The sequence below is a fragment of the Arthrobacter sp. 05T47 genome, from assembly GCF_056395825.1.
Genome location: NZ_JBFTKG010000004.1, coordinates 58,447 through 72,051, shown reverse-complemented (window position 1 = coordinate 72,051; position 13,605 = coordinate 58,447). Strand labels below are relative to the sequence as shown.

Sequence of the window (13,605 nt, the reverse complement as noted above, 5' to 3'; positions counted from 1 at the left end):
TAGCCCCAGGGTGTCAGTCGGGTATCTCCATTTGGAACCCGCAGCTGCAGCGCAGCACCCTGGTGCGCAGGTACACCTCCAGGGGGCCTTCACCGGTCAGTTCCGTTGAGAGCGTGGCATGGATGCTGCGCTGCTGGGATCCGGCCATTGTCATCGGTTCCCCGCAATGGAGGTAGTTGCCGCCGAACTGCAGCACCCCGGATCGTTGGCCCGGCCGGTTCAGGACCACAGCAACATCCCCCACCGAGGCGGTGTGGGCGTAAAAGAAGTCACATTCAACGCAGGTGTACGCGACGTCGACCAGCCCCATGCGCGGTGGCCGGAGGGTGTCGATGGATTCGATGATCAGGTACTCATCCGTCTGGCATTGAGCGCACCAGAGCCGCTGCCCCTGGGACCAGCTGGACGGCCCCGGTTTGCTCGGATGGGAAACGGTAGACATGACAGACTCCTTTGTCCGGGAAAGCTGGCCCACATCCAGCGGCCCCGCTTCACTCGTCGTGCCCCCGTGAATCAGGCTAACTCCCGGTCCTGACACTGACAAGGAACCGGCCAGCCGAGGGGGCCATCCCTGCACCGCCGCCCGCTGGGTCAGCCCACCCGTCCGGAACCGCGGGACGAGCCAGGCTCCGGGGCCCACTTGGAACCGTTGACCGATGCAAACCATTGCCCCCTGTAAATTCACCCACCGGACCAGGCCTTTGTCATTGCTTGCTGCCAGGTTCCAGGGACAAGGGAACGCCCTCAAGGCCCCTGCAGACACTCACGTCCGCTCCATGATGCGCCTCGAAGTCAAGGCGTATGCTCCGGTTGACAGTCGCAGCCCGGCATCTTAAATTTTCTATGTACCCGAAGCCGGGACGGTTTTGCTTCACCCCTTGATAGCTGTGCCAGTTGAGCGGCTACGCCGCGGACGCAGGAGGCCAAGATGTTGAAGTCACCGCTACACGAATTCGTCAATGACTGCATCGCCCGGAACCAGGACGCTGACGGACTCACCCAGGAAGAGCTGTACGGTCTATACCTCAGCTGGTGCTCCCTCCGGAGAACCACACCCGCTCCAGCCAGAAGTTTCAGAGCCGGGCTGCGCGCAGCGAACATCCAGCCCGACCACCCGGGCGGCCTGTGCACCGGGCTGGCGATGATTGGCCCCGCGGCCTGCGATTACATCGTCCACCGGGAACTTCCCCTCGCACCGCTCCCCCAGGGATTCCAAACCAAGGGTGCCGACGCCGACCGGACCACCCCGATCGGCCGGGGACCGGCGAAAGAAAACGGCCCGGCATCGGCTCCGGCTGCCTAGACCCCGGTCCGGTTCCTCGATCCGTGGGGGAACGCTTGCGCTCCCAGGCGTTGCAAAATTGTGCCTTTTGCCCAGAAAGATCGTGTGCGACGATGCGGTCATGAACGAACACACCGAACCCGGGCCGGCACAACGTGCCGCCGCGTGGACGCGCCGCGAGGACCTGACCACACACCAGATGCGCACCATCGGGCAACGGCGCGCTGCCGCTGAGGAAAAGCTCGCACGCCATCTCAAGGAAGCACACCACCTGGCCGGAGAACACCCTCCGGCCACGGAAAAATCTCCTGACGTATAACCGGCCACATCAGCTCCGCCCTACGCCGTGCTGGACCGGTCAGGCGCCGGGTGCGGGCGGCACGGGGACCCGAACCGAACCTGCCCGATCCCTTTAAGGGAACGCCTCGTGCCAAAATACGCAGACCAGCCAGGGCGCAGAATCAGCATTTCCATCCGCAGACAAACAAGGGAGACTCTCATGTTGCTTTGGATAGCCATCATTATCGCTGTTCTCTGGCTTCTCGGCCTGCTCGGAGGCATCGGCGGTGGGCTCATTCACCTGCTTCTGGTAATTGCCGTGGTCGTCCTGATCTTCCACTTCCTCCGCGGCAGGTCCCGCGTGTAGTCCCGCGTGTGAATAGGAACTATGTTCCCGCCGCCGCCGAGTTGTCGGACAGACCACAGGTGCCGGAAGAGCGTCCAGCGTCAACAACGGTCGTTTGACTAGTCGCCTTGAAGTGGCTTCCAAGGGCCTCTGACCGCCGAGGGAGTAAGCATGAGAACTCGGGTATCCGATCACAGCCGGCAACTCTCCCGTATTCTCTCAATCCCGAACAATTCGCTGTTGTGAGACCGCCTTTTGTTGGACGGCATTTCGAGACAGCGGCGGCCCTTGTGGTGCCGGGAACTCCTGAGGCCCTCTGCGAGCCGCCGCGTGTCTCATCAATCGATCATATTTGAGACGCCAATAGGTGCCGGCGCGGAGGTGCAACTATGCCCATGCCTACGTTTCTGCCGGCATGACCGCACGCTCGGAACGCAACCGCTGTAGAGGCGCTGGAACAAGGGCGCGTTCAGCGGAGACCCCGCTGGGGAGGACACGCTTCGAGACATTGGCCTTTACCTGGCGAACAAATCTGTCCCCGTATGTGACCCAATGGCTACAGCTGCAACAGCCGGTCGCATCCTTGGCTCAATCCTCGGGCGTCTGCGCCTTCCACTCCAGCCGCATAAGCACTCGGAGATGTAGACCGTCCGAGGAAGGGTTCACTCCGGTCACTTGGGCCGCGAAGGACCCGGATTGGCCTAGGATTTCCACGTAGTCCAAGACGGGTGCTGGCACGTAACCAAGTTGGTCACCTGTCTCTGCAAAGACAGCCTGAGCCCGTGCGTCCGCCGGGTTGTTTGGCTCTGCGACAACTCGAAGGCTGGCTCCTTCCTTAAGCCGACCATAATCGACCAGTTCGCGGGCCTCCGTGCTCTGATATTTGAGGCCATGAATGGGGACTAGGAAACGCAGCGAGTCGGCAGCCAAATCCACTGCCGGCTCCGCGAACATCTCGTATGTGTCTGCGACACGCTTTCCAAATGATCGGGCCAAGATTTCAAAGGGAGCTGCGTCAGAGGCAAGGCCAAGCTTATGCAGCCACTCATCGCGGTCAGGTCGCCGGTGGCTCATTATCCGACCAGAAAAGAAGGGGAACAAAACCGTGGATTCATAGGTGCGCGTGACATCTCGAAATCCAGGAATTGCTCGGAAGTTGGGATTTTTTTCCACGCCCGGGAAGTACTGGAAGGTGTACGTACCGTCGACGTGCTCGACGGCACGTCCGAGGAGGACGTAGGTACGCGTCTCTGGATTTTGCCACGAAACGAGAAGTGACTTGTCCTGCGGGAGGGTTTCTGCCGTCGAGGGCCGATCTAGCAACCGAGACATGAAACCAACCTTTCCTTGTTGATGCTCACGATCATTGCAGCTAGCCTAGTCGCCCCTGCAGACATTTTACTTTGTTCGATGGACTGGGTTGCCAGCTCGATGTGGAAGCGACTCACAGTATTCGCCCAGTGGTCCTGAGCTTCCATGCTGCACCCTTTCAGGAAGTGCGATGCGAACTCAACCAGGGATGTCTTCGACTGTCCCTCGAATCGATGAGCCATTGCCTTGGTCGCAAACTGCCGTATCTGGTCCTCTGAGGAGAGCAGCCTCTCGAGGCGCTGTCCCCTCGTGGTTACGCCGAGCGAAGTGGCGTGATCGTATGACGGTGCCAGATGCATCGCGCCCTTTGGCGTAATTTCTATCGCCCAATTTTCACTATGCCGGTCTGTGTTTCCGATCAAAGCGTCAAAAATAAGGTAACCAGCAAACCAGTCCTCCGCACTCAATCCTTCGCTCGAGGCACCAATGGGCGGTTCCAGCTGCCTTAGGATGGTCCGGATCCACTCTTCGCTGTGGCCTTTGGAGTCTTTGGCGCGCGGGTCGAAGTTCGTTACAAACTCCGACAGGTAGAGGGAAGCGTGTTCAAGCGCATTGTCTTCATCACACACAACGTTTCTAGACAGGCACCCGCGAGATCCCGGAAGACGGGCGAGTCGAACATCTGCAGCAGGGATTCCGATTTGTCGGGCAAGGATGCTCGCCACCAGCTCTGAACGGTCCTCATGCTCACTGCGGTGCTGGCGGTTAGGCTTGTATATCCAGCGGTGGTCGGGCGCCTGGGGATCCCTGAACCAGGTCTTCTCATTTTCACCCGCAGGTTCATCTCTATCCAACAGCCATCCGGTAAGATCCAGACTTTCGAAACGATGGTCTGATGAGCTGGACAATCTTCTCCCAGGGTTCGGTAAGTTGAAGGTATTCAACAGAAGAGTACGGGCCGTTGGAGACGAGGGCCGTTTCGTTTATGCATCCGACTCCTAGCGGCCACCCTCACACGATATCTCTCTAAGCCCTATGAATTGTTGTCGAACGTCGCCAGCTTGTCGGAGGGGTGTGCGATTATTGCTTTCACACCGTCCTGAGGCGTCACTTTCATTGAGTATGGGGGAACCATGAAGGTCCATCGCTCCAGCTATGTCCGCGCCGCAGCGTTGCCGGTACTGAAGTCCGGGCGATTGCTTGCGCTGCGGCGGGCGGTCGGTGTATCGGTGGTTGTGGCTGGCCTGCTGCTGACCGGTCTTGCTGTTCCGGCCGAAGCAGCAACCGTGTACAAGGCTCCGTTGCGGACTGCCGTGCGTGCGCTCGTTGTCGCGGCCGAGGTCAACGCGGGCTATGACCGGGACCGCTATTTCGGTGTCTGGCGGGATACCAACGGGGATTGCCAGAAAACCCGGCAGGAAGTCCTGGTCCAGGAGTCCAGGGCTGCCGTGTCATACACGAGCCGGGGTTGCACGGCCAACAGGGGACGCTGGGTGACATCGTGGGACAACCGCGTTCACACCTCGGCGTCGACGGTGCAGATAGACCACACGGTTCCGGTTCATGAAGCCTGGGGATCCGGGGCACGGTATTGGTCCCAGGCGCGGCGGGTGGCGTTCTACAACGACCTCGGGGACAGCCGCACCCTGAGCGCCCAGACGTCGGCGCTCAATTCCTCCAAGCAGGCCAGTGGCCCGGAGGCGTGGATGCCGCCGAAGAACCGCTGCGCGTACATCGGCCAGTGGGTGGCGGTGAAGATCCGCTGGGGACTGCGCGTCGACAGCGCCGAGAAAGCCGCGCTGGTCCGTTACGCGGACTCCTGCTCCAACATCACGCTAACAGTTACTCGCGCCTGATCAGGAGACGGTTTTAGCCGCACTCCCCCGGGCCTGGCGCTGCCCACCGTAGAGACACGAACTGACGGGTTTATCGACGGTCGCCGGCCTCCCCATCGACGACGGTGGACTCACGGTGGCCGGCGGGCTTGCCGTTTAGGAGTGGGCGTTGTCGTAGGCCTGTTTGATGTCCTGGCTGATGCGTCCGCGGGAGCTGGGGCTGTATCCGTTGGCGAGGGCCCATTCCCGGATCTTCTGCGTCTCTTCCCTGCCGATCGGCGCGCTACTGCCGCGCCGGCTCCCTGCAGCGCCGCGGGCGCGCCGGCCGGCGGAGACAAACCGTGCCAGCGCCTCGCGCAGTTCTGCCGCGTTCCCGGCGGTCAGGTCGATTTCGTAGTCGGCGCCGTCAAGGGAGAACCGGACGGTTTCCTGGGCATCCTCGCCGGAGAGATCATCGATCAGCTGGATCTGTACTTTGCGGGCCATGGGGGTCCTTCTATTTGTGGTTCACGCTGCTGCCACCCCCAAACCGACAGCGGCCTCTTACCTTCATCGTATTTGACTACCGCCCGCTTCCGCGGAACGCAGGCCTGAGCGGCCAGCCCCGGCGGCGCGACAGCGCCCAGGAACGCTCCCGCTGGGCCGGCACTCAGGTGGGGTCGATTCCGAGCAAACCGCCCAGCGAAAAATGAGTAACCACAGTGGCAGCTGGCGACGGACGGAAGCCATGTTGTCTTCCACAGTCACCCTCGACTCCCGCTCAGGCGCCGGAACCTGCCAACCGCTCCCCCATAGAAGGACCCAGAGTACCCTGCTGGCCGCGGCAACCAAGGAGACCTGATGCTGCCGGAATTCCTGAACCACCGGCAGGTGGATCAGGACACCGAGGCCCACAGCTGCATGGCAAACTGACGGCCCCCCGACTACTTCCGGTAACCCCTTAGGTCTCCAAAGGTCTGCTTCGGGGAACACTGCCAGGATCTGCGGTGAACAGGTTCCCCTCGTTGTACTGGCGCTCCAAAGCCTCGACCTCACGCTCCACGGCAGCGAGGATGAAGTCCGAGAGCGTCCTGGATCCGGTCAGGTGACGGGTCGCCATGTACGCGGAGCGCATCCGGGCGCCTGACTCCTTCGACTGGAAGAAGCTGGTCTTCCGGTACTTCTTCTGCTCCGGCGGCTCCGGCGGCTCGGGAGCCGGCTGCCGCAGAAGGGCTTGGTTCTGCTGCACCGGCTGAACCGGTTGCATGTAAGTGACAGGATTTGGCTGCTGAATGGGTGCCTGCTCTACCACCGGTGCCTGGACTATAGGAGCGTACTGAACCAGCACCGCTTCAGTCGGAGCCTGTCCGGGTGCGCCTCCGGCGACTGAGGGTGCCTGCGCGGGATCTGCCGCGGAGGTCGGCACGGAGTGCAGAGTCGCTGACTGTGGATCCGCGGTCGGCTCGTCTTCCATGCGCGTCATGTCAGCGATGACACTGGTGTTGCGTGCCTTGGTCAGTCCGCTGCGCTTCCGGACAGCATCCAACGCGCTGGGAGTTCCTCCGCGTTCCGGGGCGGGTCCTAGGCGATTCATGACTCTGCACCTTTCCAGATCTGCGTGGCCAGTTGGACCAGATCGGCCCGATGCGGGGCGGCTTCGGAGCCCCACGCCCGCAGCGGCTGCGCGGCCGCCTGCGCCTTGGCGAAGACTTCGCGGTCCTGAAGCATCGGCTCGAAGACAAGGTCACCGAAGTTGGCGTTGATCTTCTCAATCCAGTGCATCTGGTCAGCGCGCTTCTTCTGCTTGTTAACGATGACACCCAGGAGCGATATGTCCTCGCTATGTCGTACTCGTCCACGACACCTTTGAGCGCGATCCGCAGCCGATGTTCCCGGGCCATCATAGAGTCGCTTTCGCGAGATGCCAGATTGCGTTCGGCCGCGATCAAGTCGAGTCTCGGGAAGGACTCGTTCTTGTCGGCCTTTGGCTGCCAAGCCTCACCCGCCGGCATGATCGCGTCGCCGCCGACGCGGCGCCGCTGCGCCGTTTCACCGATAGCATGGGGCGTGCCCACTGGCGCCCCCTGCGGGTGGGAACCAGTGTTGGCGCTATGGTCCGGACACCTACGATTCGATCAATTGAACTTCATGCCATAAGCCATGCCATAAGCCACGTAGGACGATCCACGGTACGCAGGGTTGGCCATCAGGCAATACAGCCAATGGTGATGCCTGTCTGATTCCGGGCAGGAGATCCAGCGTGTCGGGCAATGACTAGTCCTGCTGTACTTGGGGCAGGACTTCACACCTCACGCCAAGTGGGTAATAACGCCTTAAAAGCCATTGGATGGACTGCTTGAGTAAACGCATCTCGTCCTGTAGATCAACTCATAGATAGTCCGGTAAGTAGATCAACCTAATTTCCCACGTGACTTCTTGCAGGACCTCAAATATGACGTCAGCCACCACTTCCAACGGTGTGTACAGCGTGTCGTCCTGTGAGCCTCCCAACACGACGCACCGTGAGGCCTCTTACGCGTGTCACTGCCATCAATCACGCAGTAATGCACATAGCGTTAGAGGCAGGACCACACGCCACCCATCACGTAGGAGAGTAGCCGGCCGATGGCACGATCACTGCAAGCCCCAGTACCCCCGAAAACCCACGAAACACGCGCAATTGACCGGGTCGTTTCCCTGGCGAACGGCAAAGGGGGAGTGGGGAAGACCACGACAGCAGCCAACGTTGGCGGCTACGTGGCGCTGGCCGGCTCCCGCGTCCTGATGGTGGACCTGGACCCGCAGGGTGACCTGGCCCGGGACCTCGGCTATGAGCGGCAGAGCGGCCGAGAACTGTTCCAGGCACTCATCGCCGGGACCGCGCCAATGATCCTCCGGAACGTCCGGGAGAACCTTGATGTCATCCCCGGCGGGCAGGACCTCGAGGACATCCAGGGCATCATGCTTTCCCGCTCCAGCCGCTCCGATGCCGGCGACTTCGGCGACATGCTTTACGGCGTCCTGGCGCCGCTGGCGGACGACTACGACCTGATCCTGATCGATACCCCGCCAGGGGAGCGGATCCTCGTGGAGGGTGCCTTCGCGATCTCCAGTGCGGTTGTCATACCCACCCGCTCCGACGACGCGAGTATCGACGGTGTGGAGCGCATCGCACGCCGCTTCATGGCCGTCCGGGACCGGAACCCGAACCTGCAGCTGGCCGGCATCGTCCTCTTCGGTGTTGGACCGCGTTCGCTTCGCCTGGAACGCAGCGTCCGCGACACCCTGGAGGAGATGCTGGGTACCGTCGCACCGGTCTTCGAGACCCGAATCAGGAACCTGGAGAGCGCCAGCGCCGACGCCCGCCGCAAGGGCCTGCTGTTCCACGAGCTGGAGGGCGCAGTCACTGACGCCCAGAAGAAGCGCCTGAAGGCGCTGCGGGCGGGGGAGAAACCGGCTGACGGGTTCTTCTCGCGCAATGCCGGGGGACTGGCTGAAGAATACGAGCAGCTGACCGGGGAGATCCTGGCCCGATTGAACGAGATCGAGAGCGGGAACCTGGCATGAGCGGCCGCCAGAGCCTTGCCGGGGCGTTCGCGCCGGTCGCACCGGCCCGCGGAGTAGGACTGCAGGGGCTGCTGCCTCCGAGGCGGGGGAGGGGCACCCAAGCGCCGGAAGCAACAACGCCCGACGAGTCCGGCGAAACCCCCGTCCGGGAGCCCATTCAGGCACCGCCGGCCGCCGCACCCAGGCCCGAGGGGGTGCAGGTGCCTACAGTCGAGCTGGCTCCCCCTGAACTGGGGGAGCGGGATGAGCCGGAGCTGGCATCAGGGCCCGCCGTCGCCCCGAAGGCCACACACCGGCAGTCGGCAGCAAAGAAGGCCGCTGCCGTACAGAAACCAGCACCAGTACAGAAGGCATCCGAGACGGTACCCGGGGCGCTGCGCAACGTCGGCGTGTACCTGCCGCCGCAGCTGCTAGCCGAGGTCAAGGATGCGGTCTACCAAGGCCGGACCACATATGCCGACCTCCTCATTGATGCCTTTGAGACTCTGACCGACGAGCAGATCACGGGGGAGTTCACTGCTGATACGGAGCTGACCAGCTCGGGCATGCCTCGGCGCGCACCCCGAAAGAGGGGAGAGGCCGGCATTCAGATCCAGTTGCGCCTCGACGGGCTGCAGGTTGCCTGGCTGGATGAGAAGGTCACCGAGTTCGACGCCCCGTCACGCAGCGCCCTCGTCTCAACCGTCTTCAGGCTCCACACCCAAGCGGGTCCAGGAGCGGAGAAGTGAGGCCACGCGTCGAGCAGGACTTCCGCCCTCACTTCTCATAGTCCTTATGGCATGACTTATGGCATGAAACTGTGGCTGCAGGAATTCGTTCCTGCAGTGGGGGAGTAGCTGCCGAAGGGCAGACCTTCGGCGTTTGACTTACCCGCCTCTGCTAAACGCGATTTCCGCCAGGGCCCAGTCATCCGGCGGACCCTCGAAGGCTTCCCACGGGTAATCCTCACCGGGAGAGAGGAGCTCGGCGACGGTGGTGACGTTGCTAGCAAGCCATTCGCGCCAGATGATCCGCTCGATCCGGTAACGCTGCAGCTGCACGGCGACAGCTTCGAGGACCCCAAAGTGTTCGGCGAGCTGACTCAGCGACGTCGTTGCCACCACCGACCAGGCCCGTCCGCCGTTCCGTGTCACCAGGTCCCAGGCGGCGAGTATTTCCAGGGCCTCGTTGACCGCTGACCGCGAGAGCCGGGTGACCCTGACGAGGTCGGTGATCGGCAGAGCAGGGGAGTGCTCCAGTGCTTCGTAGACGAAAGCCGCCGGCAGCCCCAATTCCCTGAACGCCGGGCGGAGTGCGTGGATTTTTCCCTTCTGCCAAGACGCATCCTCGGCCGCGGTCTTCAGCTCTTCGGGGACTGTGAGCATATACAGATCGCCCCTTGTCCCGCGGGCTTCTTCGACCAGGGTGATGAGGGGATCTTTCTCCGCCCGGAGGGCCTTCAGGTGCAGGGCCACCGTGGTGTGATCCAGCCCGGTGGCCACGGCAATAGACCTGACACCGAATTCAATGAACCGAGATGCTGTCATGTGGGCCGCCTCCCCCAGTGACCTCAGCACCATTCTTCGAGCCATTCCTATCCGGGATTCCGTGTAGTTCACCTCCCTGACTCGTAGCGCGTTGCGCCACGTCCGGATGAACCGATGCTCTGCATCGGGATTCGAATTTTGCTTTAAGCCCTTTAGTTCTGGGGGCTGTGTATTTGGCTGGCTTGTGGGGGATCTGCGGACATTGTTATTTCCGTCCGCAGTAGACCGGTTTTTGCTCAGGTAGGCGACCGCATTGATCCAGTCCCTTCGCAGTGCCGGGACACGGTGACGGGAGGCATAGCGGGCATAGAAGGAAGCGAGCCCCGGCCAGGTCCCCTGCATCATGCGGCGTTCGACGTCAACGAGTTCCAGTCCGGCGGCCGCGGCCCCTGTGATGATGGCCTGGCGTGCATCCGAATTCGAGGCGTACCGGTTCGTGTCGTAGAGCCCAGTCTGGGCCATCAGCTGCATGACGCGGGACATCCGGCCTGCCGGATGCTTGATCACAGGGGCCTCTTCGGCCTTAGGGGTGAAGGTGGCCTCGAGGCGGAGCGCACGGACGGCGGCGATCTCCCCCGCCAGATCATCGGTCATCGCGGCCCAAACGGTGGCCGTGTTGGGTCGGCGGGCAACGTCGTAGGCCATGGACAATGACATGGCGAGTTCCTGGTGTCCGCCTCGCTTGTGTGGGGACCCGGGTGTGCGCATGCAGCCGTGCAGGAGGTTCTGGTGCGGGGTCTTGTCCAGGCTCCGGTACCGGGTGCCCAGCGCCTCGACAAGATCACGCGCTTCAGAAAAGGTGACCCGCTGCTTGAACGGGATGTAGACGTGACGGCCGCCGTTGGGGGAGTAATCCTCAATCCAGCGGGCACCAACCGAGTGCAGCCACATCTGGACGGCACGGACGTCGGCCTCGACCCAGTCAATACCGGCGACGGACGAGTCAAAGTCCAGGAAAATCGCAGCGCAGGTGCCGTCTTTACCGAAAATTCTTACTGCGGCGGGCAGCGAAGGAAGGCTGTCCGTGAGGTTCCGCTCGTTTTTTTGCGGGTAAGACTTCCCGGCGTCACGGGAAACCCGTACGCGGGGCTGGCCGGCCAGCAGGGGTGATAGCGCTGCCCAAACAGTGGCTGGATCGTCTGACTGGCTTGACACGCCAGCAGCGGGGCGTGCTGGAAGCACGGAGACGTGCTGATGTACGATGTGAGTAATCCTTCCGGGGATTGAGGTACGAAAAAGGGCCGATCCTGCCAGATCGGTTTCATGGCAACACAAAGGATGGCCTGTTCAGGCTCTCCACGACTTACAATCTGATCCGCCGGCAAGCAATCCAGAGGGTAAGTCTCAAGCTTCGAAGGCCCGCCTAGTGCGGGCCTTCTTTTTGTTATGAGGCAATACGGATGGGCAGCTCCTGCTGGTAGTCGTCCTGGACTAGTGCCGCCAGGTCTTCTTGCAGCTTTGGCTCTACAACGGACAGAAGGTACTCAGTGACGGTCAACCCCTTGTGAGCGGCGACCTTGGCGATACCGTCAGAAGTGGGTATCGGCGCCCGCAAACCAATGAACTTACGCAGGCCTTTACTGGGGCGCCCGCCGCCTCGATTTACTGCTACTGCCGTCATGTTCTGTGTCCTTTGAATTTTGTACCCGCCAGAGCGGGTACAGCTTCATCGTTGTATTGCCTGCCGCTCAGACTGACTTGGATGTCAATGCGACTGCTCTGAAGCTATCACCGGGCAATTGAAGGCGCGGGGATTTGTTTTCAGAAAACGGGAGCGTGTCGCGTTTGTGACTTGGGACTCCGGCATTTATCTCCTTCGGCCGCTAGACGGCACGGCGTGCCAGCGCCTTCGCTGAGTTCATTAGCATGTGTCGAGAACACCGCGGAGACTGTTACATCCACATGATGTGGTGTCCGCCATCGACGTGGATCATCTCTCCGGTGGGGGCCGGGAACCAGTCACACATCATCGCAATAACCGCCCTGGCCACAGGTTTCAGATCAGTTCTGTCCCAGCCCAGGGGGCGCGGTTCTCCCACACTCCGTCTGTACTCTCGATGCCATCGATGGCTGCGACCGTTTTGATAAACGAACCCTGCACGCGGTGGCGGCGTGTCGCTCTTTGGCTTTTGGTGTCCTAGGACTCTTCGATAGGCAACGCCCCCTGTTGCATCCCATCAAGCTTGTTGGGACGCCCTTCCGCTCGGTCTATCAAAGCACCAACGTACTCACCGAAGGACATGTTGTACCGCCGCGTTGCCTTCCAGGCGGTGAAATGCTGATGTGGGAGCACAAGGCAGTTCAGTGGCGCCTTCTTACCGATCCGCTTGGGTGGGCCGTATTCCTCCATTCCATCACCCTCACTTCCGTTTTAGAGAACCTGTAGATATACAGGTCCTGTCGCGGTTGCTCCTTCAAAAAGACTTAGCAAGCGACAGACTACATACATGCTCCGCACATGCACAACTCACTACCTGCACCCTGCGGTAGGCATCGGGTAACATCTCTTGTGTCAGCTGCCCGCCTGCTCTGTGTTGGCGGCCTACGCAAGTGGCTGAGCTTGGCTAAGGAGCTGTATAGATGGCAAATGGGGGCCGCAGCGTGTTTCTGACGCAGCAACAGAAGAAAGAGCGGCTAGCGGATCGCATGGGCATCCTGGTGGATATCTGGGAAGCAGATAACAACACTGCGCTCATTTACCCTCATGTCGAAGAAGCACTTTCCGCCCATGGAATCCACCTGTCGCGGACACGGTGGTCCTACTTGATCAATGGCACTGGCAGCCTGGTGACGGATCAAGAACTGCTGAAGGGCATAGCAGAGTTCGTTTTTGCCGTACCAGCCAGTTACCTGTGTGATCTCAACAGCGAGACTCCTCCCGAGGTAGAAGCGCGCATGGAATTCCTTGTGCAGATGCGGAAGCTCAAGGTGAAGAACTTTGCAGCGAGAAACCTGGGGGCCACCTCGCCAGAAACACTGAGGACGATCACGAGGATCATCGATGCATCGATGAAAGGCGACGAGTGAATGGCACTCCCGCCGGTCCCGGAAAAGGTCCGGGAGTTATGCGGAGACGGCACGACGTCGATGAAGGAAGTTATCGATCGCTTGACCGTGATCTGTGAGAAGCCGATCAATCTGATCGAGTACAAGGAGTCCTGGGGTGCGCTGACGGCCTTCAAAGCCGAATTTGAAGATCGCATAAACGTCTATTTCCCCCCGCAGAAGTCGCGGCAATACAAACTTCACTGCATCTATCACGAGCTCGGACACATCTACTTGGAGAGCTTTCGGATTTCCCTGGCTCTGCCGGATCTCTCTGAAGAGATGCTGAGGGAAACCGCGGACGCAATTAGCGTTACCTGCCGGTCCGTTCCGAATCATCCTGTCGAACGGTGGGTGGAGGATTTCGCTTTCGAGATGTCGAAGAAGACCCGTGCACGCAGCTTGTCCGATCCTGATCCTTTCCTCAGCTAGACC

The 13,605-nt window shown here is 61.2% G+C and carries 16 protein-coding genes; 8 read left to right on the top strand and 8 right to left on the bottom strand.

Translation table 11 applies throughout. The annotated features are described in order from the left end of the window. Positions 1 to 13: 13 nt before the first annotated feature. Positions 14 to 442 carry a hypothetical protein gene (locus AC1DEY_RS05770; protein ID WP_476851102.1) on the bottom strand — a complete coding sequence of 143 codons (429 nt, stop codon included), beginning with the start codon at positions 440 to 442 and terminating at the stop codon, positions 14 to 16. 486 nt (positions 443 to 928) lie between these two features. Here AC1DEY_RS05770 and AC1DEY_RS05765 point away from each other — a divergent pair, with 486 nt between their 5' ends. From AC1DEY_RS05765 to AC1DEY_RS05755, 3 genes are all read left to right on the top strand, one after another. Further along, a complete protein-coding gene (locus tag AC1DEY_RS05765; RefSeq protein WP_476851103.1) occupies positions 929 to 1,303 on the top strand; it encodes a hypothetical protein in 375 nt (124 codons plus the stop codon). Positions 1,304 to 1,403: 100 nt separating this feature from the next. Next, positions 1,404 to 1,601 carry a hypothetical protein gene (locus tag AC1DEY_RS05760; protein WP_476851104.1) on the top strand — a complete coding sequence of 66 codons (198 nt, stop codon included), beginning with the start codon at positions 1,404 to 1,406 and terminating at the stop codon, positions 1,599 to 1,601. 180 nt (positions 1,602 to 1,781) lie between these two features. Further along, positions 1,782 to 1,928: a lmo0937 family membrane protein gene (locus AC1DEY_RS05755; RefSeq protein WP_441410653.1), complete on the top strand. Its 147-nt coding sequence runs from the start codon at positions 1,782 to 1,784 to the stop codon at positions 1,926 to 1,928. 567 nt (positions 1,929 to 2,495) lie between these two features. On the opposite strand, the gene AC1DEY_RS05750 is transcribed toward AC1DEY_RS05755, so the two are convergent. Beyond that, positions 2,496 to 3,239, bottom strand: coding sequence for an HIRAN domain-containing protein (locus AC1DEY_RS05750; RefSeq protein ID WP_476867151.1), 744 nt, complete (start codon positions 3,237 to 3,239; stop codon positions 2,496 to 2,498). Continuing rightward, positions 3,224 to 4,162 (bottom strand): HipA domain-containing protein, encoded by a 939-nt coding sequence (locus AC1DEY_RS05745; RefSeq protein ID WP_476867150.1) that lies wholly within the window; start codon positions 4,160 to 4,162, stop codon positions 3,224 to 3,226. Before AC1DEY_RS05745 ends, AC1DEY_RS05750 begins: the two co-directional genes overlap by 16 nt. Before the next feature lie 189 nt (positions 4,163 to 4,351). On the opposite strand from AC1DEY_RS05745, the gene AC1DEY_RS05740 reads away from it, so the two are divergent. Then, on the top strand, positions 4,352 to 5,074 hold the full coding sequence (locus AC1DEY_RS05740; RefSeq protein ID WP_476867149.1) for an HNH endonuclease family protein: 723 nt from the start codon (positions 4,352 to 4,354) through the stop codon (positions 5,072 to 5,074). Positions 5,075 to 5,209: 135 nt separating this feature from the next. Here the strand turns inward: AC1DEY_RS05740 and AC1DEY_RS05735 are convergent, their stop codons facing one another. From AC1DEY_RS05735 to AC1DEY_RS05725, 3 genes are all read right to left on the bottom strand, one after another. Continuing rightward, positions 5,210 to 5,539, bottom strand: a complete 330-nt coding sequence (locus AC1DEY_RS05735; protein ID WP_476867148.1) for a histone-like nucleoid-structuring protein Lsr2 — start codon at positions 5,537 to 5,539, stop codon at positions 5,210 to 5,212. Positions 5,540 to 5,993: 454 nt separating this feature from the next. Beyond that, a complete protein-coding gene (locus AC1DEY_RS05730) occupies positions 5,994 to 6,281 on the bottom strand; it encodes a ParB family protein (RefSeq protein ID WP_476867147.1) in 288 nt (95 codons plus the stop codon). Between the two features lie 341 nt (positions 6,282 to 6,622). Further along, the gene (locus tag AC1DEY_RS05725) at positions 6,623 to 6,814 is read right to left on the bottom strand and encodes a hypothetical protein (RefSeq protein ID WP_476867146.1); all 192 of its coding nucleotides are present in this window, start codon (positions 6,812 to 6,814) and stop codon (positions 6,623 to 6,625) included. Positions 6,815 to 7,657: 843 nt separating this feature from the next. On the opposite strand from AC1DEY_RS05725, the gene AC1DEY_RS05720 reads away from it, so the two are divergent. Both AC1DEY_RS05720 and AC1DEY_RS05715 read left to right on the top strand, forming a co-directional pair. Next, entirely contained in the window at positions 7,658 to 8,599 is a 942-nt protein-coding gene (locus tag AC1DEY_RS05720) for a ParA family protein (protein WP_476867145.1), read from the top strand. 200 nt (positions 8,600 to 8,799) lie between these two features. Then, entirely contained in the window at positions 8,800 to 9,327 is a 528-nt protein-coding gene (locus AC1DEY_RS05715) for a hypothetical protein (protein ID WP_476867144.1), read from the top strand. Between the two features lie 138 nt (positions 9,328 to 9,465). On the opposite strand, the gene AC1DEY_RS05710 is transcribed toward AC1DEY_RS05715, so the two are convergent. Together AC1DEY_RS05710 and AC1DEY_RS05705 are read right to left on the bottom strand one after the other, a co-directional pair. Then, the gene (locus tag AC1DEY_RS05710; protein WP_476867143.1) at positions 9,466 to 11,280 is read right to left on the bottom strand and encodes a MarR family transcriptional regulator; all 1,815 of its coding nucleotides are present in this window, start codon (positions 11,278 to 11,280) and stop codon (positions 9,466 to 9,468) included. Between the two features lie 229 nt (positions 11,281 to 11,509). Continuing rightward, the gene (locus AC1DEY_RS05705; RefSeq protein ID WP_476867142.1) at positions 11,510 to 11,746 is read right to left on the bottom strand and encodes a hypothetical protein; all 237 of its coding nucleotides are present in this window, start codon (positions 11,744 to 11,746) and stop codon (positions 11,510 to 11,512) included. A gap of 959 nt (positions 11,747 to 12,705) precedes the next feature. On the opposite strand from AC1DEY_RS05705, the gene AC1DEY_RS05700 reads away from it, so the two are divergent. Both AC1DEY_RS05700 and AC1DEY_RS05695 read left to right on the top strand, forming a co-directional pair. Next, positions 12,706 to 13,152 (top strand): hypothetical protein, encoded by a 447-nt coding sequence (locus AC1DEY_RS05700; protein WP_463943573.1) that lies wholly within the window; start codon positions 12,706 to 12,708, stop codon positions 13,150 to 13,152. Further along, positions 13,153 to 13,602: a hypothetical protein gene (locus AC1DEY_RS05695; protein ID WP_476867141.1), complete on the top strand. Its 450-nt coding sequence runs from the start codon at positions 13,153 to 13,155 to the stop codon at positions 13,600 to 13,602. The last annotated feature ends 3 nt before the right edge of the window (positions 13,603 to 13,605 follow it).

Excerpts from the sequence above, each read along its gene's own strand:
- AC1DEY_RS05770 (WP_476851102.1), bottom strand. The coding sequence starts at position 442 with ATGTCTACCGTTTCCCATCCGAGCAAACCGGGGCCGTCCAGCTGGTCC.
- AC1DEY_RS05765 (WP_476851103.1), top strand. The coding sequence starts at position 929 with ATGTTGAAGTCACCGCTACACGAATTCGTCAATGACTGCATCGCCCGG.
- AC1DEY_RS05760 (WP_476851104.1), top strand. The coding sequence starts at position 1,404 with ATGAACGAACACACCGAACCCGGGCCGGCACAACGTGCCGCCGCGTGG.
- AC1DEY_RS05755 (WP_441410653.1), top strand. The coding sequence starts at position 1,782 with ATGTTGCTTTGGATAGCCATCATTATCGCTGTTCTCTGGCTTCTCGGC.
- AC1DEY_RS05750 (WP_476867151.1), bottom strand. The coding sequence starts at position 3,239 with ATGTCTCGGTTGCTAGATCGGCCCTCGACGGCAGAAACCCTCCCGCAG.
- AC1DEY_RS05740 (WP_476867149.1), top strand. The coding sequence starts at position 4,352 with ATGAAGGTCCATCGCTCCAGCTATGTCCGCGCCGCAGCGTTGCCGGTA.
- AC1DEY_RS05735 (WP_476867148.1), bottom strand. The coding sequence starts at position 5,539 with ATGGCCCGCAAAGTACAGATCCAGCTGATCGATGATCTCTCCGGCGAG.
- AC1DEY_RS05725 (WP_476867146.1), bottom strand. The coding sequence starts at position 6,814 with ATGCACTGGATTGAGAAGATCAACGCCAACTTCGGTGACCTTGTCTTC.
- AC1DEY_RS05720 (WP_476867145.1), top strand. The coding sequence starts at position 7,658 with ATGGCACGATCACTGCAAGCCCCAGTACCCCCGAAAACCCACGAAACA.
- AC1DEY_RS05705 (WP_476867142.1), bottom strand. The coding sequence starts at position 11,746 with ATGACGGCAGTAGCAGTAAATCGAGGCGGCGGGCGCCCCAGTAAAGGC.
- AC1DEY_RS05700 (WP_463943573.1), top strand. The coding sequence starts at position 12,706 with ATGGCAAATGGGGGCCGCAGCGTGTTTCTGACGCAGCAACAGAAGAAA.
- AC1DEY_RS05695 (WP_476867141.1), top strand. The coding sequence starts at position 13,153 with ATGGCACTCCCGCCGGTCCCGGAAAAGGTCCGGGAGTTATGCGGAGAC.